We start from the raw sequence: 24,624 nt of genomic DNA on the forward strand, positions 1-24,624 counted from the left end.
TCTGAAAAGAAAAAATATTTAGATTGTAAAAAAATTACGCTTTCTTTTATTTAGTTGTAATACCATATGGGGTATAGTATGTCTAATAAAGGAAAGGGGATCGAAATGACTGGTAATATAATCGAAATAAATATGAATGAATACGAGCAAAAAATCTTAAATTCTAAAGAACCGGTAATTTTAGATTTCTATTCGGATGAATGCGCTCCCTGTGATGCACTGGCTCCAAAGTATGAGGATATGGCAAATAAATTTGGTCGGGATATTAAATTTTATAAAATCTTCAGACAACAAAATAGAGAACTTGCTACCAAACTCGGTGTAACATCTAGTCCAACAGTTATTTTCTATAAAGATGGAAAAGAAATTTCTGGAAGACTTATGGGTGGAATAAAAAAAACGGAGTTAAAAGAAAAGATACATGAGTTAATTCCAAATGATACATTTAATACTATCATTTCTAAAAAAGAAACCAAAACTAAAAATGCGGATGTCATAATTCTTGGCGGAGGACCTGCGGGTGCAAGTGCCGCAATTTATGCAGCGCAAGCAAAACTAAAAACAATTATTATTGATACAGCTCTTCCGGGTGGTCAGGTCAAATCGACTCATATGATTTCTAATTATCCAGGAACAGGAAAGGCTATTGAAGGTTATATGCTTGCTCATTACATGGAAACGCAGGCAAAAAATGCAGGCTCAGAAGTGATTGGAGCTGTCGATATTACTTCTATTCAATTTTCAAAAAACGGAGGCTTACATAGAGTAGTCGTTGATGAAGAATTGGAAGTAGTCTCAAAAACTATAATACTGGCAATGGGAGCAAAGCCTCGTTTGGTAAATGCAATTGGTGAAAAGGAACTTTCTGGAAGAGGAATTTCCTATTGCTCTACTTGCGATGGAAAATATTATGATGGTAAAGAGTTGTTTGTGATTGGTGGAGGAAATTCTGCTGTGGAAGAGTCTCTTTTTTTAACCAGGTTTGCATCAAAGATTACAATTATTCAACAACTAGATAAATTGACCGCAAACCAAACTGCAATAGATAAAGTATTAGCTCATCCTAATATACAACTTCTCTATCGACAAGAACCCCGCAAATTTGAACTTCTGGATAATAACAAAATGTCGATTGAATTAGAAGATTTGAATACAGGAAAAATTAATAAACATGTTACAGATGGTATTTTTATTTTTGTCGGAATGGTTCCTAACGTTTCATCATTAGATGAGTCAATCCACAAAGATAAAGGGGGATATGTGATTGCAAACGAAGACATGGAAACAAATATTCCAGGAGTATATGCAGCCGGTGATATTAGAGTAAAAAAAATTAGGCAAGCTGTTACAGCTGTAAGTGATGGTTGCATAGCTGCTATCAATGCTGAAAAATATATTCAGAAATTTCAAGAAGAGAAAGTGGGAGCACAAAAATGAACCAATCAACAATACCTACAGAAGAATTAAAAAAGACGATTAATGTAAGATATGCAGAAGAAGCAAATAAATCCTGTTGTCTTTCTTGTGGTGGAGCATTAGATAAAGCTAATATTCAGGTTGGTGAATGCTTTGTTGATTTAGGAAGCGGAAAGGGAATGGATGTTTTAAAAGCATCTCGCGTAGTTGGCTCTTCCGGGAAAGTCTATGGAATTGATTTTACGAATGAGATGATTCAAGTAGCAGAGTCCAATAGAAAAAAATTAAAATTAGAAAACGCTAAATTTATTGAGTCCTCAATTGATTCAATTCCTTTAGAATCAGCAACTGCGGATGTTGTAATTTCCAACTGCACAATTAATCATGCAAAAGATAAAACCGCAGTGTATAAAGAAATTTATAGAATATTAAAATCAGGTGGGAGGTTTATTGTTTCAGATGTATTAGCTGACACAAAACTTCCCGATGAAGTAACCGGTAATCCAGAAGCCTGGGCTGGTTGCTATGGCGGCGCAATTCCAAAAGAAGAATATTTCAATTCAATTAGGGATGCAGGATTTACAGAAATTGAAATTCTGGAAGAATCAAAGCCGTATGAAAAAGGTGGAGTGATAGTAATTAGCTTAACAATACGATCATTTAAGTAAGGAGTAAAGTATGAAACCAATTAACAAAAAAAACGAAAAGAAAAGTTCACAAACTGTAGCACAATGTTGCGCCAAAGAATCTAAAATCATCTCTGGTTGCCACGATTAAATTTTTACGAACCATGAAGGTGAGGTGTAATAACCTTTCCTTCATGGAAGAGGTTATATGATATTATCCAAACATACATTTTTAGCAGATAGAATTAATTCAGATGATGCATTGATTCTAAATTATCTTTCTGGTTCTATTGATAAGATTGAGAAAAAGGAATTGGAAGAATTAAAAAATAGAATTTCTTTAAACAATTGGGATAATTATCATCTTTCTGATTATATGTTAGAAAGAGGTTATCTTTATTCTGATAAAGACGTAGAAGAAGATAAGATCAATGAAAAATACTTAGAGTTCATGGATGAATATGAAAAGACTGCCACTCAATTAATTTTTTCTACTTCCTATGTTTGCAATTTTAGTTGTGTGTATTGTTTTCAAGAAGAATATAATCAAAATTCTAAAACTTTGAACAATGAAATTACAGATAAATTTTTTAATTATATTGATAAGAAATTTTCGAATGAACCAGGTGGAGTATATATCACTTTGTTTGGAGGTGAGCCTCTACTGGGAGGAGAAAAGCATAAGAATCATATAATGTATTTTTTATCAAAAGCGGTAAAGTCGAATATACCTGTGGCTATTGTTACGAATGGTTATGAATTAAAAAATTATATTCATGATTTTAAATCGCTCGGAGTAAATATAAAAGAAATTCAAGTGACAGTTGATGGAGACAGAGAAAATCACAATAGCAGACGATTTACTCGCTCAAAAGAAACAACTTTTGATACAATCATGGAAGGTGTTGAATTAGCTTTAAAAAATGGATATAGAATTAATCTGAGAAGTATATTAGATAAACGAAATATAGCATCCCTTGTAAAATTAGCGGAGTATTGTGATGAAAAAGGATTTTTAGATTATCCTGCAAGTCATTTTGAAACTTCTATCGGTAGAAACTATGAATTGCATTCCTGTCAGGATACAAAACAATTATTTAGTCGATATGATATGTGGTTGGAATATTTTAAACTATCCGAAGAATTTCCTATTTTAAAAAAGTATCATAAGCCTGGATTTCATGGTATGAGAATGCTCGCAGAATCAGGAGAACTTCCCGTTCCCATTTTTGATTCCTGTCCTGCCTGTAAAAAGGAATGGGCTTTTGATGCAAATGGAGGAATCTATAGTTGCACTGCAACGGTAGGAGTTTCCAAATACCAACTCGGAAATTATTTTGAGAAAGACACTCCTTTGAATCAAGAAAAAGTTTTAGAATGGCAAACAAGAGATGTTTTAACAATGGAAGAATGCAAAGATTGTTCTGTTAGCCTTTCTTGCGGTGGCGGGTGTGCAACGATTGCAGCTAATGAGAATAACGGAAAAATTCATTCAACAAATTGCAGACCTGTTAAAGAACTTGTTGGAATCGGTTTAGAATATTATAAGATTGGAGACTAATGGCATACATAAAAGAACCTGATCGAATGAATCTATTTTCAAAAATACTCATTCGTTCCATTGAAAAATATATGGGCGCAAAATTGGAAATTGCCAGAGTATTGCTTTGGTATCCGAAAGCTGCCTTGAGTTCTATCTTACTAGAAAGCCTTATTACATTCAATGATAGGGAAGTCAACAAAAGACTATTGAAACTAATCCGAATGCAAGTTTCGATAAGTTCCTCTTGCGCATTTTGTATTGATATGAATTTTTCTGACTACCAGTTGCACAATATTTCCATTCAAGAAATTGAAACTCTCCAGGGAAAAATTGAAATAGAAAAAGTTTCTACATTTTCCGAAAAAGAAAAAGCAGCCTTAAATTACGCAAAAGAATTAACATTAACTAAAGGCAATATTCAATCGGAAACAATTCAAAAATTAAAACAAGAATTTTCGGAGAGAGCCATTCTAATCATCGCTTCCACTATTGCACAGGTCAGTTATTGGACAGTGTTGATGCAAGGTCTTGGTATTCAACCCTTAGGTTTTTTAAAAGATTGTCCTGTGATTGATTTTAAAAAATAACTATGAACTAAAAACAGTTTTTATTCTTGTCAAAAAATATATAGTTACTTAAGTAAAGCTATGGACAATAAAAACTTTTTTATATCGCATGATATCAATTATCCATTTCTCTGGGGAATGGATTTATCCCTACCAGTCATATTAAAATCAGCGCTAAATATAGATGGTGTTGATATTTCAGATGAAGACAAAGTCACTCTTCGCAGCCTCAACAAAGAAAGGCTTCTTTATTTTAGTAACCATCCATCTACAATTGAACCTCCAGTTGCATACTATGTGGCTAATGTAATAGGGTCACGCTTTTATTATATGGCTTCCCGTAACGTATTCAATTGGGGTTTCGGGATTGTTGGCGAATTGATTAAGAAAGTTGGCGCATTCTCCGTATTATCCGGTGGAGCTGATAGAGAGTCAGTCAAGATGGCAAAGTCAATTTTGGCAGGGGATAAAGGCAAATTAGTTATTTATCCCGAAGGAATGTGCTCTGGAGAAAATGACAACCTGATTCCATTTATGCCTGGTATTGCTCAGATTGGTTTTTGGGGTTTGGAAGACGCAAGAAAGAAAGAACCAAACGCAGATGTAAAAGTATTGCCAGCGTTCGTCAAATACATACTATCCGGGACAGAACAGTCTCTTTTTCATGAGATTGAAACTTCTCTCGAAGCAATCGAGCGCAAACTCAAGATTAATCCCGACAATAAAAACCTACTTCGTCGCTTTCTAACTGTTGGTCGTATTCTTTTAGAAGATGGAGAGAGAGAGTATGGAATTTCTCCAATTACAGATAAGGACTATGATTATAGAGTAGGGGCTATTCGCCATGCGGCTCTTAATCGTGCTGCTGAAAAACTAGGAATTAAGTTTGAAGCAAACGAAGATGCAATTCATAAAATCAGAGAAGTGTTTACTGTGCTCGATGGAATTTATTCTGGTCTTGGTAAGCAAACTGTAAAAATCTCTAAGCGTGATTTGGATTTTGTCCAAAAGGATGTAGATAGAGCTTATCTGTTCTTAGTGATTAAGCCTGAATACTTGCTAGCTTATCCAAGTGCAGAGCGTTTTATGGAATGGCTTTATCGTTTTGAAAATCTTCTCTTTGGTGCAACGAAACCACGCGCAAGAAGAGCAAAAGTTGTAATCGCAAAACCATTTGGTCTTGCTGAATACTATGATAGTTACAAAGAAAATAAAAAGAAGACTGTCGAGGATGTAACAGTCCGTTTGCGCAAGGAATTGGAAGGACTTCTCAAGGATTGTATTTCGCTTACGAAACCGATTGTTACACCATTTGATGTCGGCGATGAAGTAAATAAATAAGACTTCTTATTTTTGAATAAAAGGTTCTTTTTTAGAAGTTGTTTTCTTTGCGAGAGAACATTGCTTCAATTTCTTTCCAGCCTTTTTCTTTGGCTAGTTGGCGGTAATCGTTGACTAGCCGATGGCATTGCATTGCAACTTCAAACATATTAAAATTGTCTTTGCTGATTGCTTTGATTTTAGTGAATCGATTTTTAATCTGGTTGGCTAAATAATCAACCTCCTCTCTTCGCACGATTTCGTTGGATGTGCTATCTAGTAGCTTGGAGATTTCATTTTCTGAAAATCCTTCCTTTACTTTTTTTGCTTCTGCCTTGGAAGCTTGACTCGCTTCCAAGGAGGCATTGGCTGCACTATTGATAATTTCTATAATCTTTTCAGGGGTATATTCTTCTTGCATCGAAAATTCCTTCACTATTTCGTTTTATCTTGCTATAAAAAATCGTAAACGAAAAAAAATCATTTCTGGATTTCCTTGAATACATTTTCTACCTCTGTCGGAACAGAAGTAAAGTTCACTCGGAAAATGACTTGCGGACCTTCAGAGATATTTTTAGTTACCTTTGCATATAAGTCGTTTGCAATTTCTTTTCCGTTTTCATCCGCGAGTGCTACTTTTACGTTGTTGAGTTTTTCTACGGAAATAGGCGCTTCGATTTCTGCTTCTTTTCCATTCATCTTGGTAATGTATCCCAAATGAACATCCGTGCTTGCATGTTTACCGGCGAGGATGGTAAACAGAAATTGAATTTTCTTTTTGATTGGATGTAGGACTACTTCTTTTTTCTCCGGCAAATAGATATTATACTCTCCACCAATTCCACCGACTTCACTGATGATGATAGGATTCTTAACTCCCTTAGGCATTACCTCTAATTGATCGTCAACTCGAACGATAGGTCCACAGGCATCGAGTGTTCTCTGGGATACGAATGTTTGTCCGCCGACTGTATAAGATTCAATGCGAGAAGTCAAGTTTACATTACTTCCGACAACTCCATACTTAGTCCTCTTATGAGAGCCAATATTTCCTACTACGATTTCTCCTGTATTAATACCAATTCCCATTACTACTTCTGGAAGTCCGTCTTGTCGATTTTTCTCATTGACCTGTTTCATTGCTAGCTGCATTTCAATTGCACAGGCAACTGCACGCTGTGCATCATCTTCTCGAAGAATTGGGGCGCCGAAGATAACAAGGATTGCATCCCCGATGAATTCGTCAATTGTGCCCTGGTGTTTTAAAATTACGTCCGTCATTACATCCAAGTAATTGTTTATCATATTGACGCATTTCTCAGCAGGCAATCTTTCACTGATAGAGGTAAATCCTCGTAAGTCGGTCATCATGATTGTAACTTCGCGCTTTTCACCGCCGAGGGAAGTTCCTTTAGGAGATTCTAATATACTTGTAACAACGTCATCCGATAGGTAACGACCAAATGTATTTTTAATAAATTCGTTTCTTGCGTTTAAAGCTTTTTTAATTTTGTTGAGAATTAAAGCAAGACCCATTGCGATACACAAAATCACAATGGATATGGTAAGCATTAAATCATTTGTTTCTTTGATAGCTCCGATGTAATCGTCTTCTGGAACCACAAGACCAATTGTCCAATCTTTCTCAAACGTATCTGGAAATTTTTTATAAGAAGCTATGTATCGTTTGCCTTCTGTCTCAAATGTAAATTTTGTTTCTTTGGTTTCAGAAAAATGCTTATAGGAATTTTGAACGATAGGTGGATTGACTTCTAACTCAATGACTTTTCTGGAACGAAAATCTCCGTTGGGTTCTTTGATCATTGGCTGAGTTATATCGGGATAAGCCACAAGATCACCTTTTGTGTTGACGATAAATGCAATGGCTGTCTTGCCAAATTTCTTGTCTTGAATTTCTTTTCTTAAGTCTTCTAGGAAATTAGAAATTTCAATGAGGGGAATATCGAGTCCAAATATTCCCATGAGGTTTCCATCTGCACCATGAACAGGAGCTGATGCTGTAATGCCTGGAATTTTTCCTGTGCTAAAAATATAAACATCACTCCAAAATAATCCCTGTTTATCTTTTGCGCCAATATACCAGGGACGCTTTCTCGGATCGTAGTCTTCTTTTACAGTTTCTTCTTTGATAATCTTACCGCTTTGGTCTCTGTATTTCCAGGTTACCTTTGGTTCTTTTTTTTCTCGGTCTATTGTCTTAGTCGCAATGGTTCCGTCAGTTCCTCTTTTTTGCATCAAAAAGTCGCCGCGCTCATTTCCAATATTAAACATAGTGAGTTGGGGGTGGAGGATTAGAATGTTAATCATCAAGGAATTGAGACCTTGGTTGTCTAATATGGAATTGGCACCTTCTCCGGCGACTTTAGAAGATAGCTCTGTCATATCAACTGCAGTGAATAGGTAACTAGTTGTTTTTTGGATAACGCGGTTGTTAATTTGGTCAATCAAGTCTTCCGTTAAAGAAAGGATTGCTCTAGAGTTTTTGTAATAGGTAAATGCTGTAACTCCCATGACCGAAAGCACTAAAAAAGTAAGACTGAAGAAAATGATCTCAAAGCTAGACTGGTTAAACTTTTTAATAATCTTAGAGATAAGACCGGGCTTTGATTTTTTAACTGCTGGGCTATTTGTCATGAAATGAATAACTCCTTCCTGAATCAGGAAACTATATAATATATCGTAAAAAAGACCTTTCTTGGATAGAAATTAACTACTTTCGCGATTGCTAAATTCCAACAAAATATTCTCTTTCAAGCATTAAGCACTGTCTAGGACTTTCGTTTCTCTTTCAACTTAAAAATATTTTTTTGCACTTGTTATGGTAACGAAATTTTTTGATATGGTTAAGCTTATGCTATACAAATATAGAAAACAAATTATTTCCATACTTGCAGCCATTCCACTTTTATGGGGATTTATCTTCTTGTTAAGCCGGATACAGATATTCATATCGCGGTCGTTGGACCTATGTCTGGAAAAGACTCTGCCAATGGAAAATCCTACCTAGAAGGTGTAAAACTCTACGTAAATGCAATAAACGAAAAAAGTGGAGTCGATGGAAGAAAAATTGTAATCGATGTATATGATGATGAAAATGACAAAGATAAGGCAAAATTAAGAGCAGAAGAAATTGCGAAAAAGAATATTGTTCTGGCGGTTATCGGTCATAACAGTAGCTCTTGCTCTATAGCGGCAGGTCCGGTTTATCAAGAAAAGGGGATACCGGCAATTTCTCCCTCTTCAACAAATCCTAAAGTGACGATTGGGAACGAATGGTATTTTAGAAGTATTTTCAATGATAATTCACAGGGAAGATTTTTAGCAAACTACACCAAGAAAGTTTTAAAAGAACCTGTCTATGCAATCCTTCACGATGATAAAGACTATGGATCGAATTTAGCAAAAGTATTTGAAGAAACACTTGTGGCTCAAGGAATGTCTCCCAAATACAAATGGAAAATTAAAACCAATAATGGAGAAAATCCAGAACAAGAAATTATTGGAGTTGTAGAAAACTTAAAGTCTAACGGCTACAAAGGATTAATCTTTCTTGCTACTTCTCCCAAAGACGGTGCCAAGTTTGTAGAAAAATTTAAAGATGCAGGACTTTCTAATTTAATCCTAGCACCCGATTCTTTTGCGTCTAACGCATTTAAAGAATCCTTTTCTAAATTAAAAAAAGAAACACAATCACCGGGTTATTACACAAATGAGGTAATGGTGACTAGCCCTCTTATTTTTGATAATGCTAGTGAAAAAGCACAAAGCTTTAAAGACAAATACAAAGCGGCATACAAAGCAGAGCCTGATTGGAGAGCTGCCTATGCGTATGATTCTGCCCTCGTATTAGTTGATGTGATTCATCGAGCTGAATTAAAAGGTGGAAAAGAAAATCTCGCAGCAGATAGAAAAATTGTAAAAGATGCTCTGCAATCATTGGTCAATATTGACGAGGCTGTGGAAGGGGTAACAGGGTATAACTACTACGACGAAAATCGAGATTCTCCCAAACCAATTTCGATTGGTTCTTACAAGAATAATGATGTTATCTCCTCGCTGATTCAATTGCAGGCAGTCAAAAATCTAAAAGAGATTACTGATATAGAAAAATCTTTAAAAGAAGAGAAGATTATCAAGATAGATAATAATTATCTGTATATAACCAACGTTGTGTATACAGGAATCGAAATCAATGAAATCACAAAGCTAGATTTAAACACATTAACCTATATGATGGATTTTTATATTTGGTTTCGATTTAAAGGAGACATTCATCCTGAAGAAATTGAATTTCTAAATAATATAGAGCCTGTTTCTCTAGGCGAGCTAGTAGATCATGATGAAAGTGAGCAAATGAAATACAGAGCCTACCACGTAAAAGCAAATTTTAAAGCTGACTCCTTGCCCGTTCGATATGAGTTGGGCTATCATGCGTTAGGCGTGAACTTCAAGCACAAGACATTAACTAGAAATAATTTAATCTACGTAATTGATGTGATAGGAATGGGATTAAATTCTAAGAAGGGCGAAGGAAACAAAAAGAAATACCAAAACATTCTAAGTCCTGTAACAGGTTGGTCGATTGCAAATTTTTGGTCTTTTCAAGATACGCTTTCTCGTGCTTCTCTCGGTGCACCAAAGTATCTCAATTCCAGAGATGCAAAAGCAGAATACTCCCGTTTTAATTTAGGAGTTAGAATTCGTAAAAATGAATTTACCATTCGAGGGCTAATACCGGGTAACCATGCAAGTTATTATTTAAGTTTTAGTGTCCTTGTTATTCTAGGGCTTGGAATTGCTGGCAGACTTAAGATGTTTCAAAAGTATACTAACTTAAATTGGGTATCTACCACTTTATTTGTATTTTTATTCTTAATTGCCTGCGAGATTGAAGCAGTAGATTATTTACTAGATGATCTAAATACTTATTCTATTAAGATGGTGACTTTGAGTTTTGATTTACTCTGGTGGGTAATCCCTGCTATGCGCTTGAATCAAGCAATTGAAAGATTTATCTGGGATCCTCTCGAAATTAAAACTGGAAATAAAATTCCTACCGTCGTGCGGCTATTCCTGGGTATCTTCATTTATATTCTCACCTTCTTTGGAATTGTGGCGTTTGTATTTGATCAAAAGATTACTTCTCTCTTAGCTACATCGGGTGTGGTCGCGATGATTATCGGTCTTGCAATTCAGGTAAATATTTCGAACGTATTTTCGGGAATTGCAATTAACTTAGAGCGCCCGTTTAGAGTAGGGGATTGGGTAAAAATTGGCACTTTAGATGAAGGGAAGGTAATCGATATTACCTGGCGAACCACTCGAATTCAAACTAGAAATATGATTATTCTAAGCATTCCGAATAGTAAAGCATCCGAGTCGCCAATTCAGAATTTTGGATCTAAGGAAGATGTGACCGAGTTCTGGTTTACGATTCATGTTGATCCGAATGTGAATACGAAGCGTGTGCAAAAGATTTTACTCGATGCGTTGTTATCTGCTGAGGGTGTTCTTAAAAATCCAGCGCCTTACACAAGGTTAAACGAATTTACAGATTGGTCTGCCGATTATATTATTGGTTATTGTTGGAAAGATTACGGAAGAAAGAATGCGGTTCGCAAAGCTGTATTTACTAGCATATGGACACATCTCTATCGGGCAGGAATTCAGCCTGCGACACAACGTCACGAAATTCATATGTTCCGTGGAGTTAAGGCGCGAGGGGAAAAGGCTGCTTCGCCGCTTACAGTATTGCAGGAGTTGGATATTTTTTCAACGTTTACGGAGAAAGAAAAAAAATACCTCAGTGCTCATTCTACCACTCATCACTTCAAGCCAGGCGATGCAGTTGTGCATACAGGCGACACCAATCAATCTCTTTTTATCATTGCAGAAGGTGTAGTAAGTGTCCAAGCCAAATTGGAAAACGGGAAGGTATTAGAAGTAGCTTCTCTTGGTGCAGGTAACTTCTTCGGAGAAATGGCTCTCTTAACAGGAGCAATTCGAACAGCAGATATTATCGCTCTTACACAAACGAGGTTAATTGAGATTACCCGTGAGGACTTTGAGCCACTCCTAAAAGAGCATCCTGAAATTTTCCAGTTGGTTGATAAGGTTTCACATTCTAGAAAATCTGATACAGAGACACAAAAGATTCTAAGTCAGCTTCCACCGGAGCCACCTAAAGATCCATGGTATAAAATCTATATGAAGAAGGTTCAGCATTTCTTCATGGAACTAATTAAGCGGCCCGCATAATGCCTGCTGCCACAGAGGCATGGATTCGGTAAACTCACCACTGGCGCCGACACAGAGAGTTTTCGAGAGAGCCATCGCAATAGAATATTGTTTGTTTTCAGAATTTTGGGTTATTATTCAGTTATAACACGAAATTTGAATGCAAAGCTCTCTTTCACTCGATGCACATGAATAAAGTTGGAACAGTTCCATTACTCTCTGTGTCTCCGTGCCTCTGTGGCAAACAGTCCGAATTACAATCCAAGCACAATGCCACTGTAAGCCGCTAGTTCCAATTTTGAATCAGAAATAATGCGAGCACCTGTTAAGGCAAAGATAGTTTTTTGAGTAACAGGTAGCTTTATTTCTAGTTTGTTGGAACCGAAGTTCAAAAAGACAACAAGGCTTTTTCCCTCCGCATATCTACGAAATACAAGTAACTCTGGATACTCTTTATAATCCGCTACTAGTTCAAGGCTTCCTTCTTGAAACGCGGAATGCTTGTTTCTGAGTTTTAGAATTTCTCTATAGGTATTTAGAATAGAATTTTCATCTGCGAGTTCTGTTTCTACATTGACTTGTTGATAATTCTTAGAAACAGCAAGCCATGGTTTTGCAGGAGGAGAAGTAAAGCCAGCATTAGCCGCAGCGTTCCATTGCATGGGAGTTCTACAATTGTCGCGATTCATATAGACTTTGATTAGATTGGCTAGAAACTTAGGAAAATAAGCATTTTGTTGGGCAATTGGATCTTTTCCCTGCCAGTTCGGAATTTCTGTATCTTGCATTCCGATTTCCTCGCCATAATAGACGACAGGAATTCCACGAGCGGTAAATTGAAATAAGACGAGAAGCTTTGCCTTAGCATGGTCGAAGTCAATTTTATCCATATAACGCATCTGGTCGTGGTTGCCAAATACATACGTAGGAGTAAACGGATAAGGGTAAATAGCCTCATTTTTCTTTAGAATGTCCCTAAAGAACTTTGCGGAGAATTCAAAGTGAATCAATTCAAATTGAAATACAAGATGAAGCCCCTCGTTTTTATCGCCTAAGAATTTTTTTAAGATAGTATCATTGCCACTCACTTCTCCTAGAAGAAAACGATCGTCCTTGTATTCGTCAAGTAGACTGTGCACTTCCTTTGCTAGACCAAAACAATCGGGATGATTTAAAGTATGAATCTTCTTTTGAAAGAATGCTTCGTCCTGGGAATGGGCAGAAGGAATAAAATGAAGGGAGAACGGATTGTCTCTAAACTCTGCATCTTTGTAAATACTATTGAATATATCTAAACGAAATCCATCTACACCTTTGTCCAACCAGTAGCGCATAATGGCAAACATGGCTTCCTTGACTTCGGGGTTTCGATAATTTAAGTCAGGTTGAAAATCTAGAAAGTTAGCAAAATACCATTCATCTGTTGTTGCATCATAATTCCAACCGGGTTTATTAATCATGGATATCCAGTTGTTAGGTGCCTGGTCTTTTGCTTTTCCTTTTTTCCAGAGATACCAATTTCGCTTTGGATTGTCTTTACTCGATCTGGATTCTTTAAACCAGGGATGCTCGTCCGAGGTATGATTGAGCACCATATCAAATACGATTCGCATTTTTCTTTTATGAGTTTCCTGAATCAGTCTATTTGCGTCGTCTAACGTTCCAAAGATTGGGTCTATTTGGGTGTAATCGCTAATATCATAATGAAAGTCTTTTCCGGGACTTTTATAAAAAGGAGAAATCCAAATGGTTTCAAATCCTAACTCTTTGATATAATCCAGCTTTGCTATTATCCCCGCTAAGTCTCCGATTCCATCCCCATTCGTATCCAAAAAAGACCTCGGATAGATTTGATAGATTGTAGTTTTCTGCCACCACTTCATAAAATTCTCCTATTGATAGAAAAGTTTTTTAGGTAAAATAGTCAATAGGAATGTTGTGGGTTGGGTAGAAGTTCAGTCGTAATTGCCGAAGGGCGTGGGTTAATCCACGCCCTTCGGCAATTACGAATATGCCGCATTAAAGGGCTCTATCGGTATAAGACGCGATACGATGGCGATGCATCAATGTTACTATCAATGATACTGTCTAGTATACTATCAAAGATACTAAAAAAACGACTTTGACTATCTTTGATAGCATTTCTCGCACAATAGCTCGTAGTAAACTTGGTATATAGGCAACTTAAATCTTACTTCTTTTTCTAGATTCCGTAAGTCAAACAAGTGGAGATAACAAATTGCAAAGATTTTTAGTTTTTATTAGTGTCTTTAGTTTTATGATTGGCTTGGCTTATTATTATGTGGGAAATCGAATTCTGGAAGGATACGAGATTTCCTTTCCTGTAAAGATTTTATTTTGGTTCTGTATCGGCTTACTCACATTACTCACACCTGCGGCTTATCTTTCGAGTCTATTTCTAGAAGACTCCCATTGGCAGAGGACTCTTTCGTTTATCGCATTTACGAGTTTGGGTTTTATCACGATTTTGTTTAGTCTTATGGTATTTCATGATTTTTCTTTTAGTATCGTAAATGGATTTCATTGGTTCATTTCATTTTTCCGTCATGCTCCCGATATAGTGCAAGTAAGTGCAGATAGTATCAATCGAAAAGAATTTTTGCTCAGTCTTCTAAAACCTGCCGTTGCGGCAACTGCCGTTAGCCTCACCGGTTACGGACTTTTTCGCGCACTTCATAGAGTAGAAATTAAAAATGTGGATGTTCCTGTTTCCAATTTACACCCTGAGCTATCTGGATTTAAGATTGTTCAGATTTCTGATGTTCATATCGGTCCTACTATTCGAAAAGAATTTTTAGAATCTATCGTTTCTAGAATCAATGAACTAGACGCGGATTTAATTGCCATCACTGGTGATTTGGTGGATGGCTCTGTTCATAGACTAAAAGAGCATATTGCCCCACTCGGAGATTTACGATCTAAGTATGGTTCTTTTTTTGTTACGGGTAATCATGAATACTATTCTGGTGTTAATTCCTGGCTTCCTGAAATTCGAAGTTTAGGAATTAATGTATTGCTCAATCAAAATGAAATTATCCGCCACGGAAAGGCAAGGCTTATGCTTGCGGGGGTTACGGACTATAAGGCGCATAGCATTCTTCCTTCTCATGCCTCTGATCCAAATAAGGCTGCCTTTTCAAAAGAAGATTCTCATTTTAAAGTATTGCTGGCTCATCAACCGAATTCAGTCTTTGAAGCGACCAAGGCAGGATTTGATTTACAACTTTCCGGTCATACTCACGGCGGACAGTATTTTCCTGGCAATTTTCTAATTCACTTATTCCAAAAGTTTGTCGCTGGACTGTATAAGCATGAAAACACCTGGCTCTATGTTAGTAGTGGGACAGGTTATTGGGGACCACCACTTAGAATTGGCGCCCCCGCAGAGATAACGGTTATTCAATTGCGAAACAGTTAGCCTTTTGATTTTACTACGTCTTCTCGTTCTTTGGCGTGTTTTTTAATTTCTTTGTATTTTGCTTTCCATTCCGGCAAAGAGCGAACGTATTCTAAATCAGGATCTTTCTCCATATAAGGAACCGCAGTATAGCCCTTATCCACTGCTAGTAGTATATATTTAAAGGATTCATCTGCATTTTTTAAAATACTGTAAGAGCAACCTTTATTGTAAATTGCATAGTATTCTTTATCATAGCCTAAATCGATTGCAATATCATATGCTTTGATGGATTCTTCCAATTTTAAAACATTGGAAAGTGCATTCCCGTATCTATAGTATGCTTCCGGGTCAGTCGCAAATTCAAATGCTTCTTCAAATTTGACAATAGCCTCTTCGTTCTTTTTTAGCTTTAACAAAACATTGGCTTCATTTGTCAGTGCCTTTGCTCTTCCAATTGCATTTTTATCTGTCTGATCCTTACTTAATTTGCTAGTTGCAAAGTTTAGGCTTAGGTATTTTTGGCGAGGGTCTTCTGTCTTTGCTGGAGTAATTTCACTTACTTGAGAGGTTTTTTCTCCCTTAGTCGGGGCACTTCCGCATTCTATTAGAAATAAACTAATCGCAAATAGTATAAAATATTTCATAAATTCTTCCTTCTATAGTTTTAGAGTCGAAAAATATATTCGAAATAACAAATTCTGTCAAGAAATTATTTTAATCCCACCTAAAACCCTTCTAAACAACGCTAATAGAGAAAATAATCTAAGATTACCACCGATGAACACCGATAAACACGGATGGATAAATGATTTGGAATAAAATTGAAGTATGGCTATACTCAAGTTATAGTTTTTACCCCTGTCACCTCGAACAGCTTTATCGTGAGAGGTCTATCCAGCGCCTTCGTAACTATCGTTGTATTGCCAGATAGATTTCTCACGGCGCAAGCTCGGATGCAGCTAGTTCGAAATGACTGCAATAATTCCTTATCTGTGTCCATCTGTGTCCATCCGTGTTCATCTTTAATTTTTTTTACAAAAATCCTTGACATAACATATATTCACTATTACATTGTGTAGTATGAAAGAACTAACTGACAAACAAGAACTTGTATTAAAATTTATCACCGGAGTCATCAAAGACAAAGGTGTTCCTCCTACCATTCGTGAGATTGGCGATGAATTTCAAATCACCGCGAAAGGTGCTTATGATCACTTAAAGGCTATCGAAAAGAAAGGCTATCTCAAGACATCTAAAAACCAATCTCGTGCTATCGAGCTTTTACGCCATAGTGCCCAAGATGGTCTACCTGTCCGAGTAATGAGTATCCCTCTCATAGGTCGCGTTGCCGCTGGTTTGCCAATCTTCGCAGAAGAGAACATTGAAGACTATATCCCTGTTCCCGATCGTATGTCTAAGAAAGGAACTGTATTTGCTCTCAAGGTTGTAGGCGAATCCATGATAGGCGAAGGAATCAATGACGGTGATATTGCTATTATCCAGAAGAAAGAAGTCGCTCGCAATGGAGAGATAGTCGTTGCATTGATTGAAGGCGAGGCTACTCTCAAGACTTATTTCAAAGACGCTGATATGGTTAGATTAGAGCCTAGCAATAGCAAATTCAAAACGATCAAAACCAAAAAGGCTAGTATCTTAGGAAAATTGGTTGGTCTTTACAGATTTTACTAAGTTTTTGCATCTTAGAGAGACAATCTTAGTTTGTCCGTGAATTCCTATTGACAAAAAAAGGAAACTCACACACTCATGAATCAATGAAGAGTTTCCTTCTCCCTTTTTTCTTAATCCTGTGTCTTTTTTATTCCTGCGCTCCCAAAAAAGAGCAAGTTTCTGATATAGACTTAAAGCGATTAGTCGATAGAGTAGCAATGATTCGCTTGAGTCAAAACCTAGATTTCGATCCGAGCGAAGGCAAGGCTCTCAAAACAGATTTTCAGATATTCAATGAAGTCTGTGAAATCTTCCGCTTAGATTCAATACAAGCATTAGAAAAATTAAAATCTCAAAATCCAGAACTATACAAACAAATAATGGCAAAACGATGAAAAACAAAGAACGATATATATGGATTAGCCTCGTAGCTATCTTAAGTTGCTCTCTCTTTCAACCAATCGATCGAGTGAAGGCGATTTCCACAGAGGGCGAAAAGTATTTACAAATCCTTCATGAAGTAGTGGGGTTCATTGAGACTGATTTTGTCGAATCAGTAGAAGAAAAGAACTTATACGTTGGCGCCATTAAGGGTATTGTTGCAAGTCTCGGAGATCCACACTCACGTTTCATGAGTGAGGATGAGTTTAAACATTTGCAGGACGAAACTCGTGGTAGTTTTGGTGGAGTAGGACTTGAAGTCACTCATTCAGAAGGCTCGATCCTTGTGATTTCTCCTTACGATGATACTCCTGCAATGAAAGCAGGGATTCAACCACAAGATCGCATTTTAGAAATCTCAGGCAAAAGCACAGAAAAAATGTCCATTGAAGATGCAGTTAAACTCATGAGAGGTCCTGCTGGCACAAGCGTTACAATTAAAATTAAGCGTAAATCTCAAAAGGATCCATTCCCACTCACTCTCACAAGAGAACTCATCAAGATTCAATATTTGAAATCCGCCTATCTAGAAAATGAAAAGATTGGCTACATCCGATTAACCCAATTCATGGGAAGAGAAAATAATACAGGCGGTGAATTCAAAAGAATAGTCCAAGAGTTTGCAACCAAAGAAGCTCAGGGGATAATCGTTGATTTGCGCTCAAATCCAGGCGGGCTTTTGGATTTAGCCATTGAACTCTCCGATATTTTCTTAAGACCGGATCAAGACATTGTATCTGTGAAAGGAAGAGGGGAAAAGCTGATTCGTGTTTATAAATCTTTAGACAATCAAGGAAAGGTTTTAGATGTTCCGGTTGTAGTATTATTAAATGCAGGCTCTGCGAGTGCTTCTGAAATTCTAGCCGGTGCATTGCAAGACAATAAAAGAGCCATCATTGTAGGAAATCAATCTTTCGGAAAAGGCTCTGTTCAAAACATTTATAATCTCCCTTATAAGACTGGAATTGCTTTGACGATTCAAAAATACTACACGCCGAGTGGAGTTTCCATTCACAAAAAAGGAATTACTCCAGACGTTGTGGTAAATCAAATTACACCGGATAATGACGATAAGGTGCTTATTGAAAAATTGGGAAAGACTACGATTGTTCAGAATTTTGTAAAGGATAATCCCGGTTATTCGGAAAAGAACATCAAGGCATTTCAAGACATGCTTTCTAAGAAAGGATACAAGATGAATAAGACTATATCTCGTTATCTTCTCAAGAAAGAAAATGCAATCGGAGAAAAAAGTCCTGTGTATGATAGAGAGTTTGATCCCCAACTAAACAAGGCAATTGAAATATTGTTAAATCCGATTACTCCAAAACCGACTTCAATGTAAATGCTTGGACTCGGAATTGAATCTAGCTGTGATGAAACTTCTATTGGTATTGTAGAAGACGGAAAGACATTACTCAGTCTGAAAATATTTAGCCAAATCGAAACTCACGCAGAGTTTCGAGGTGTGGTTCCTGAAATTGCATCACGCGCCCATTTAGAAAAAATCAATCTTCTTTTAGAAGAAGCACTAAAAGATGCAAATCTAAGTTTGAGCGAATTATCGTATGTAGCCGTAACTTCTAGACCGGGATTATTAGGCTCACTCATGATAGGCGCTCAGCTTGCCCGTTGCATTTCTTTTGCTTGTAAAATTCCAATCGTCACAGTGGATCATTTAGAGGCACACTTAAATACTGTTCACTTAGAAAACAAAATTCCTACATTCCCTTATATCGGAGTTTTACTTTCGGGTGGAAATTCTTCTATCTTTATAGTAGAGGATTTTGGAAAAATGAAATTAATAGGGGATACTTCTGATGATGCGCTCGGAGAGGCATTTGATAAAGTATCTTCTCTCTTAAATCTACCTTATCCGGGTGGACCTGCCATAGAAAAAAGAGCATTGCAACATATTAAGTCTCTAGCGGATAAGAGTCCTTTTCCCGAACTGTTAAAAGATTTGCCTTCTGATAAAATTCAATTTTCCTATAGCGGAATTAAAACAAGTGTGATGTATTATATTAAAAAACAGGAACTGGATGAATCTAAAATAAATGAAATTTGCTACCATTTTCAAAACACGGCTTTTCAGTTAGTTGAAAAAAATATTCTAAAAGCTATCAAGCTCACTGGAATCAAAACAATTGTCGCAAGTGGTGGAGTTCTTGCTAATGAAACTCTACGCAAGCGATTACAGACAATCGCAATCAAAAGGAAAATTGAGCTTTATTACCCCGAACGAAAAGTTTTATGCACAGACAATGGAGCTATGGTTGCATCCCTGGGTTACTTTCTTTTTCAAGCCGGTAAGACTGATTCTATAGATTTTAGAGTTAGCCCCAACCGCTAAATAGAAAAATAGATTTACACTTCTTGGCTAATAATTATTCTTTCATGTGAATTGAACATTGTTTATAATTAGGGAATTAGGAGAATTATGAAATTAAAATTAAACTGGGTGCCCAATGCACTTTCTCTTGGAAATCTAACTCTTGGATTCGTATCCATGTTAATTGCATCGGAAGTTACCACTGCGAGTCAAAATAGCTCACAAGTATTCTTACTCTCTGGAATTTTTATTATCCTAGCCGCTCTCTTTGATGGCTTTGATGGAATGGCAGCAAGAGCGTTAAATGCTACATCGGCTTTGGGAGCAGAATTGGATACTCTTGCCGATTTGACTACATTTGGAATTGCTCCGGGCTACTTGACTTATAAAATGATTTTGGAAAATTTTAAATTTGACTTCTTTGGAACGGGAGAACTCTTTCCTTATGGAATGTTAGTTGCGTCTATCTTTCCAATCTGTGCCGCCTATCGCTTAGCTCGATTTACTGTTTCTCATGATCCAACGTCTTTTACTGGTTTGCCTTCTCCTATCGCTGGAGTTATCGTTGGGTTATTTCCAGTTGCGTTTCCGAATAATGTGATTTCTAGTTTTATAACGATACCAAGTTTTATTGCAGTTGCTTTGCTTATGGTGTCTAAGATACGTTATTCTAAACCACAAGTTGCCATCAGAGGAAAGTTTACAAAGGGGAGAATCCTAATTATCCTCGCAGGCTTTGGAGTATTGTTTTTCTTTTTAGGCTTACCTAAGATTCCTTTTGTGATGTATGGAATTCTAGTTTTCTATGTATCATCTGGAATCATCAGTCTTATTATTCAGTTCATTCAAGATTTTTATCCTGATGGTGAAGAAAAATAGTGTTTTGTGCTAATTCTTTTTTCTAATTTGAAAACGAACTACACGATTTTCCGGGTCAAATAAATCTCGTCCTATAAACTTATTCGGATCAGGATCTGCAATTGCTTTCATTTTATCTTTTGGAATCCCATAATCGGAAAGCAATTGCCTCACCGAATCTGCTCTATCTAACGAAAGTTTTTCCCTGTTAGGCGGTATCTCTGTCGCATCCATCTTTCCACTAATTTCTAGGTAGTATCCATCTGGACTCTTTTTTAGAATTGAATCTATTTTATTGCAAAATTTCTTACACCAGTCTTGTGCATACTCTTTCTTTAATTCAGGACGTCCTGGCATGAAACCAGAAAGAAAAGGTGTTTCTGGATAATGAATATTATCCAGAGATTGATTTTGTATATATATACATTTCAAAAAAATAAATAGAAATATTAATTTTAAAAATAAAGTCCAATTCATACTATCTCCTGGAGTTAAGTTTAATCATATCTAAAACTTATATTCCGCCGTTAAAAATGCTTCTTTCAAATAGCTTCCGGCTCTGCTGTCCATGAGCGCCTTAAGACCGTTACCCGTTTCGAAATAACCGGAACGAAACAATAGTTGAAAATCACTTAGAACATTCCATCTGAGATTCAAATTGTATTCTCTTCCCATAAAATTAGAAGTTTCCTTAGAATAAAAAATATTGTAATCACGATTGTTTTCGATAATGGGAGAACGATTTGCGTATAAATGATAGTAGCCTACAGTAAGTTCGAAAGGGCCCGGGACGATAATGTTCACAAAGCTTCCTACTTCATATAGTCCACTCATATTATTAGCGCTAAATAAGGCGTAACCACCGGTAAAATCTATTGCAATATTGGAAATTGTAAAGTCCGGGAAAATCGTTCTATACCCACCGCCCTTATAACCGGCTGGCACTCCATCTTTACTATATCCGGGACGACCGGTAGTGCCGACCCCAATTAGGTTAAGTTTAATCTCCCGATTATAACTATACGATACTTGAAAATCCCAAAGTCCACCGCTAATTGAATAATGATTTCTTTGTTGATACACTTCCTGCTCATTTGGATTTCTTACAGAGCGGAGTGCTTTCAAATTTCCATGATTGTAAATTCCATGAGCCATAATTGTGAAAGTTCCATAACGCCACTCATTAAAGATTCCCCACCAATAAAGATTTCCTGTTTCTCGAAAAAGATCAGTTTGATCATTGTCAATAGAAGAATAATTGTAAAGCTCAAGACTGTATCCGCTTGTTGGTAAGAATTTTGCCTTTAAGAAAAATACATTTACATTTTGTCTTTTATCGTTAAAACCATTTCCATCTAAATCTGCCGCAGTTCTTTCACGGGTGCGAATCCAACCACCTTCTAGTGTTAGCTTGTAACTAGGAATCCCTTTTGTCATAACTGCACCGCTTCCAATGGCAAACACCAATCTACCTAGAGCAGAAGAAAAAAATTGAATTCCATATCTAGAAGTAAAATCATATTCCTTTAGCTTAACGTTGATATAAAGAAAATTGCTCCTGAGGTTAACAGGCGTTTGCTGTCCTAGCTCACCTCCTGTTCCACTACCTAATACAGAAGGATTGTTTCTGTCGGCATTGGAAATAGACTTTCCACCAAATGTCATATCACCGATTTGAACTCCTGCAAATCCGTCGAAGTATTGAGAAGTAAAGAATTCAAAGTTAAGCAAGACTCTCGAATCAAAATAATTGAGCTTTTCATTTCTTGGAGTAAGTGTGCTTGGTTTACCTGTTAGCCGCGCTGCCGTTTCTGCGTTTAGCATTTTAGCATTGGAAGAATCCAGAGCACTTGCTTCTAGGGGAGGATTGTAATAGGGGTAGGTTGGATTCTGGCGGCTAAGCAGTGTATCCCTACTCAGTGCAAAACCGCGAAATCGCATTGTGCCAGTAATATTAAACTTTCTTTGTTGTTCTGGCTCATCCGCAAAAATGGGCATTAGAATAAAAAGAAGAATAGGAAAAAGAAAAATCTTCATGCATTAACGAACCCATGCATTATTATTGAAATACTTTTCCTTTAACCGATTAATTTGTCCTGTTCTTTTCATTTCTCTAATAAAAAAATTGGCTTCATTCAGTAGCTCTAGATCATTCTTGCGTGTATTTATGCTTAGCTGCTTTTCTACCACACTGCCTACGACCGGTTGCATTTTTATTTTTAAAGAGGGATTTCTTTGTATTAACCCTTCTAAGTAAAGATTATCAGCCACATAACAATTGATTTCATTTTCATTGAGTGCATTGAGTGCTGCTTCATCTGTTGGATAAGATTTAATGGTAACTCTTGGAAAGTTTTCCTTTGCAAATTCTAAATTGGAAGTGCTATCCTTTGCTCCCATGACTAAACCAGAAAGAGCTTTTAGATCGTATAAGTTCCTGTAGGTTTTATTTGTAACCACTTGCCCTTCTGACTCAGCGGGTAATATTGATTTGCTTACAAGAGCGCCGGGAGAGGTGGAATAATACGAATCACTAAAGCCAAGTTGTTGACCTCGTTTTATACTAGATGAATTACCAAAAGAAATATCTACTCGACCAGTTTTGATCGCACGGGCATGATCTGCAAATGTTAGAAGTGGGACTATTTCTTTTAATGTAACACCTAAGTAGTCTGCAAACGCTTTTGCTAATTCAACCTCAAAGCCAGGATAATCTGGTTTAGGGTTCTTAATATAATATGGCTCATAATCTGCACCCACGGAAACAATGATCTCTTTCTTTTTTAGAATTTTATACAACTGTGAATTTTCATCCGCAATTAAAAAACTAAAAGGCAGCGTAAATAATAAAACGAAACAAATTGAAAGGAATTTATTACCCATAATGAGTCAATAAATTATAGATTTATTGTTTTGTCGATAATATTCTGATTTTTCAGAATGAATGTATTCAGTGTCAAAAGTAAAAAGAGGCAGGTGATGAATACGATCACTCCTATAGTAGATAACAGAATGAAGAGGAGGTTTTTCATAAATCGGTATTGTAAGAAGGAAAGGCTTACAAGAATATTACTCGTCGTGGATAACTCTTCTTCTCTTCCAATATTATAATAATTTCTCACATAGAAAACAGAAAGTAATATGATCATAATAAAAAGTAAAATTCCAAATTCCGCACTATAATGCTTTTGGAGAGAAAATAATGGAATGTAAACTACATTGCCCACGAATACTCCTGCAAAAATAATGTAGAAAAAATGAAGTGCAATTTTTAAAAAAGAAGATTCCTTTTTGACTTCTACCCCAATGCCCTTGATTGCCGGTCTAGCATTGTTTTCTTCATCATTGTAAGAGGCTAGAAGAAGTGAGTTAAACTTAAATGCTGGTGATTCTGTTAATTTTAAGAAGCGATTCAATCTATAAATCAACCAGAAGAATATTTCAGTAAATGAACCGTAAATTAAAAATGCTGCCCCAAAAACAATTGCAGAAATGAAAATCGAAGAAGAAGAATTCAGAAACTCAACAAAGAGTCCGAATACAAATCCACTTAGAAGTAGAGTCAAATTGGTGTAAGCCAGAACTTTCTTTGAAAAGAAAATCTCAAAAAATCGCAAGAAAGAATGAACAATTGACATTGTCACGAGTATAAAAACACTGAGATGGAAAATAAATAATGGAACCCCAATGAAAGGCACATAGTAGGCGAGAACCAAAGACCGCGCAAGATAATAGGCAAACGTAAAGAAGGAAATGAAAAGTAAAATTCTACTTATAAAAACAGAAAACCAGGCTTCTTTTAAAATGGAAATCATTGTAGAAAAACAAAGTGCTATGATAAATAAATTTACAGCTAAACCAATCTTCTGACCGATCAAGAGACTTTCGATTTTCTCAATTGTCTTTTCTAGTCTTCCATCATTTGGAGTATACTCATCATTTACCTCTTGAAGCAGTGAATTCAAAAAGAATATTTTGAATACAATCCCTTTTTTCATTTCCAAAGTCGGAGGTTTAGCGACTGGTTCTTCTTCTAGTGGCAAAGTATCTATTTGCCGCTCCCGAACAAGGTTACCCGGGTCAAAGTCGATTGTAATATTGAGTAAAATGCTTTCCAGAGAAAAAAGAAGTATTAATAGCGAGATAAATAGAATGATTTTCTTTGTTTTATTCAT

The 24,624-nt window shown here is 36.5% G+C and carries 20 protein-coding genes; 12 read left to right on the forward strand and 8 right to left on the reverse strand.

What is annotated here, in order from left to right; genetic code table 11:
- Nucleotides 1-105 precede the first annotated feature (105 nt).
- From IPH52_28255 to IPH52_28275, 5 genes are all read left to right on the forward strand, one after another.
- On the forward strand, nt 106-1,437 hold the full coding sequence (locus IPH52_28255; GenBank protein ID MBK7058875.1) for an FAD-dependent oxidoreductase: 1,332 nt from the start codon (nt 106-108) through the stop codon (nt 1,435-1,437).
- Nucleotides 1,434-2,084: a methyltransferase domain-containing protein gene (locus IPH52_28260; protein MBK7058876.1), complete on the forward strand. Its 651-nt coding sequence runs from the start codon at nt 1,434-1,436 to the stop codon at nt 2,082-2,084. Before IPH52_28255 ends, IPH52_28260 begins: the two co-directional genes overlap by 4 nt.
- A 166-nt stretch (nt 2,085-2,250) precedes the next feature.
- On the forward strand, nt 2,251-3,603 hold the full coding sequence (locus IPH52_28265) for a radical SAM protein (protein MBK7058877.1): 1,353 nt from the start codon (nt 2,251-2,253) through the stop codon (nt 3,601-3,603).
- Nucleotides 3,603-4,172: a carboxymuconolactone decarboxylase family protein gene (locus tag IPH52_28270; protein MBK7058878.1), complete on the forward strand. Its 570-nt coding sequence runs from the start codon at nt 3,603-3,605 to the stop codon at nt 4,170-4,172. The genes IPH52_28265 and IPH52_28270 overlap by 1 nt, the downstream gene beginning before the upstream one ends.
- A 60-nt stretch (nt 4,173-4,232) precedes the next feature.
- Nucleotides 4,233-5,492: a 1-acyl-sn-glycerol-3-phosphate acyltransferase gene (locus IPH52_28275; protein MBK7058879.1), complete on the forward strand. Its 1,260-nt coding sequence runs from the start codon at nt 4,233-4,235 to the stop codon at nt 5,490-5,492.
- Nucleotides 5,493-5,523: 31 nt separating this feature from the next.
- Here the strand turns inward: IPH52_28275 and IPH52_28280 are convergent, their stop codons facing one another.
- A complete protein-coding gene (locus IPH52_28280) occupies nt 5,524-5,892 on the reverse strand; it encodes a hypothetical protein (protein ID MBK7058880.1) in 369 nt (122 codons plus the stop codon).
- A 59-nt stretch (nt 5,893-5,951) separates the two neighbouring features.
- On the reverse strand, nt 5,952-8,126 hold the full coding sequence (locus IPH52_28285; protein MBK7058881.1) for a Cache 3/Cache 2 fusion domain-containing protein: 2,175 nt from the start codon (nt 8,124-8,126) through the stop codon (nt 5,952-5,954).
- Between the two features lie 273 nt (nt 8,127-8,399).
- Between IPH52_28285 and IPH52_28290 the strand changes: the two genes are divergently transcribed.
- Nucleotides 8,400-11,750 carry an ABC transporter substrate-binding protein gene (locus tag IPH52_28290; protein MBK7058882.1) on the forward strand — a complete coding sequence of 1,117 codons (3,351 nt, stop codon included), beginning with the start codon at nt 8,400-8,402 and terminating at the stop codon, nt 11,748-11,750.
- A 233-nt stretch (nt 11,751-11,983) separates the two neighbouring features.
- Here the strand turns inward: IPH52_28290 and IPH52_28295 are convergent, their stop codons facing one another.
- The gene (locus IPH52_28295) at nt 11,984-13,612 is read right to left on the reverse strand and encodes an alpha-glucosidase (protein MBK7058883.1); all 1,629 of its coding nucleotides are present in this window, start codon (nt 13,610-13,612) and stop codon (nt 11,984-11,986) included.
- A 395-nt stretch (nt 13,613-14,007) separates the two neighbouring features.
- Between IPH52_28295 and IPH52_28300 the strand changes: the two genes are divergently transcribed.
- The gene (locus IPH52_28300) at nt 14,008-15,168 is read left to right on the forward strand and encodes a metallophosphoesterase (GenBank protein MBK7058884.1); all 1,161 of its coding nucleotides are present in this window, start codon (nt 14,008-14,010) and stop codon (nt 15,166-15,168) included.
- Here the strand turns inward: IPH52_28300 and IPH52_28305 are convergent.
- Nucleotides 15,165-15,794, reverse strand: a complete 630-nt coding sequence (locus IPH52_28305; protein MBK7058885.1) for a hypothetical protein — start codon at nt 15,792-15,794, stop codon at nt 15,165-15,167. The two genes, IPH52_28300 and IPH52_28305, sit on opposite strands and share 4 nt — an antisense overlap.
- Nucleotides 15,795-16,230: 436 nt before the next feature.
- Between IPH52_28305 and lexA the strand changes: the two genes are divergently transcribed.
- The 5 genes from lexA (at nt 16,231) to IPH52_28330 (ending at nt 20,470) form a co-directional block, all read left to right on the forward strand.
- Complete coding sequence (lexA, locus tag IPH52_28310; GenBank protein ID MBK7058886.1) at nt 16,231-16,839, forward strand: transcriptional repressor LexA; 609 nt, start codon at nt 16,231-16,233, stop codon at nt 16,837-16,839.
- Between the two features lie 83 nt (nt 16,840-16,922).
- Nucleotides 16,923-17,213: a hypothetical protein gene (locus IPH52_28315; protein MBK7058887.1), complete on the forward strand. Its 291-nt coding sequence runs from the start codon at nt 16,923-16,925 to the stop codon at nt 17,211-17,213.
- Nucleotides 17,210-18,604 carry a S41 family peptidase gene (locus IPH52_28320; protein ID MBK7058888.1) on the forward strand — a complete coding sequence of 465 codons (1,395 nt, stop codon included), beginning with the start codon at nt 17,210-17,212 and terminating at the stop codon, nt 18,602-18,604. The genes IPH52_28315 and IPH52_28320 overlap by 4 nt, the downstream gene beginning before the upstream one ends.
- On the forward strand, nt 18,605-19,612 hold the full coding sequence (tsaD, locus tag IPH52_28325; GenBank protein MBK7058889.1) for a tRNA (adenosine(37)-N6)-threonylcarbamoyltransferase complex transferase subunit TsaD: 1,008 nt from the start codon (nt 18,605-18,607) through the stop codon (nt 19,610-19,612).
- 87 nt (nt 19,613-19,699) lie between these two features.
- Complete coding sequence (locus IPH52_28330; GenBank protein ID MBK7058890.1) at nt 19,700-20,470, forward strand: CDP-alcohol phosphatidyltransferase family protein; 771 nt, start codon at nt 19,700-19,702, stop codon at nt 20,468-20,470.
- A gap of 9 nt (nt 20,471-20,479) precedes the next feature.
- Here IPH52_28330 and IPH52_28335 read toward each other — a convergent pair whose 3' ends face one another.
- From IPH52_28335 to IPH52_28350, 4 genes are read right to left on the reverse strand one after another with little or no spacing between them, the layout of a single operon-like run.
- The gene (locus IPH52_28335; protein MBK7058891.1) at nt 20,480-20,926 is read right to left on the reverse strand and encodes an OmpA family protein; all 447 of its coding nucleotides are present in this window, start codon (nt 20,924-20,926) and stop codon (nt 20,480-20,482) included.
- Nucleotides 20,927-20,956: 30 nt separating this feature from the next.
- Entirely contained in the window at nt 20,957-22,486 is a 1,530-nt protein-coding gene (locus IPH52_28340) for a hypothetical protein (protein MBK7058892.1), read from the reverse strand.
- A 3-nt stretch (nt 22,487-22,489) separates the two neighbouring features.
- A complete protein-coding gene (locus tag IPH52_28345; protein ID MBK7058893.1) occupies nt 22,490-23,332 on the reverse strand; it encodes an amino acid ABC transporter substrate-binding protein in 843 nt (280 codons plus the stop codon).
- Between the two features lie 14 nt (nt 23,333-23,346).
- The gene (locus tag IPH52_28350; GenBank protein MBK7058894.1) at nt 23,347-24,624 is read right to left on the reverse strand and encodes a hypothetical protein; all 1,278 of its coding nucleotides are present in this window, start codon (nt 24,622-24,624) and stop codon (nt 23,347-23,349) included.

This window comes from Leptospiraceae bacterium (assembly GCA_016708435.1).
Taxonomy (GTDB): Bacteria; Spirochaetota; Leptospiria; order Leptospirales; family Leptospiraceae; genus UBA2033.

Excerpts from the sequence above, each read along its gene's own strand:
- IPH52_28255 (MBK7058875.1), top strand. The coding sequence starts at position 106 with ATGACTGGTAATATAATCGAAATAAATATGAATGAATACGAGCAAAAA.
- IPH52_28260 (MBK7058876.1), top strand. The coding sequence starts at position 1,434 with ATGAACCAATCAACAATACCTACAGAAGAATTAAAAAAGACGATTAAT.
- IPH52_28265 (MBK7058877.1), top strand. The coding sequence starts at position 2,251 with ATGATATTATCCAAACATACATTTTTAGCAGATAGAATTAATTCAGAT.
- IPH52_28270 (MBK7058878.1), top strand. The coding sequence starts at position 3,603 with ATGGCATACATAAAAGAACCTGATCGAATGAATCTATTTTCAAAAATA.
- IPH52_28275 (MBK7058879.1), top strand. The coding sequence starts at position 4,233 with ATGGACAATAAAAACTTTTTTATATCGCATGATATCAATTATCCATTT.
- IPH52_28280 (MBK7058880.1), bottom strand. The coding sequence starts at position 5,892 with ATGCAAGAAGAATATACCCCTGAAAAGATTATAGAAATTATCAATAGT.
- IPH52_28285 (MBK7058881.1), bottom strand. The coding sequence starts at position 8,126 with ATGACAAATAGCCCAGCAGTTAAAAAATCAAAGCCCGGTCTTATCTCT.
- IPH52_28290 (MBK7058882.1), top strand. The coding sequence starts at position 8,400 with ATGGGGATTTATCTTCTTGTTAAGCCGGATACAGATATTCATATCGCG.
- IPH52_28295 (MBK7058883.1), bottom strand. The coding sequence starts at position 13,612 with ATGAAGTGGTGGCAGAAAACTACAATCTATCAAATCTATCCGAGGTCT.
- IPH52_28300 (MBK7058884.1), top strand. The coding sequence starts at position 14,008 with ATGATTGGCTTGGCTTATTATTATGTGGGAAATCGAATTCTGGAAGGA.
- IPH52_28305 (MBK7058885.1), bottom strand. The coding sequence starts at position 15,794 with ATGAAATATTTTATACTATTTGCGATTAGTTTATTTCTAATAGAATGC.
- lexA (MBK7058886.1), top strand. The coding sequence starts at position 16,231 with ATGAAAGAACTAACTGACAAACAAGAACTTGTATTAAAATTTATCACC.
- IPH52_28315 (MBK7058887.1), top strand. The coding sequence starts at position 16,923 with ATGAAGAGTTTCCTTCTCCCTTTTTTCTTAATCCTGTGTCTTTTTTAT.
- IPH52_28320 (MBK7058888.1), top strand. The coding sequence starts at position 17,210 with ATGAAAAACAAAGAACGATATATATGGATTAGCCTCGTAGCTATCTTA.
- tsaD (MBK7058889.1), top strand. The coding sequence starts at position 18,605 with ATGCTTGGACTCGGAATTGAATCTAGCTGTGATGAAACTTCTATTGGT.
- IPH52_28330 (MBK7058890.1), top strand. The coding sequence starts at position 19,700 with ATGAAATTAAAATTAAACTGGGTGCCCAATGCACTTTCTCTTGGAAAT.
- IPH52_28335 (MBK7058891.1), bottom strand. The coding sequence starts at position 20,926 with ATGAATTGGACTTTATTTTTAAAATTAATATTTCTATTTATTTTTTTG.
- IPH52_28340 (MBK7058892.1), bottom strand. The coding sequence starts at position 22,486 with ATGAAGATTTTTCTTTTTCCTATTCTTCTTTTTATTCTAATGCCCATT.
- IPH52_28345 (MBK7058893.1), bottom strand. The coding sequence starts at position 23,332 with ATGGGTAATAAATTCCTTTCAATTTGTTTCGTTTTATTATTTACGCTG.
- IPH52_28350 (MBK7058894.1), bottom strand. The coding sequence starts at position 24,624 with ATGAATAAAACAAAGAAAATCATTCTATTTATCTCGCTATTAATACTT.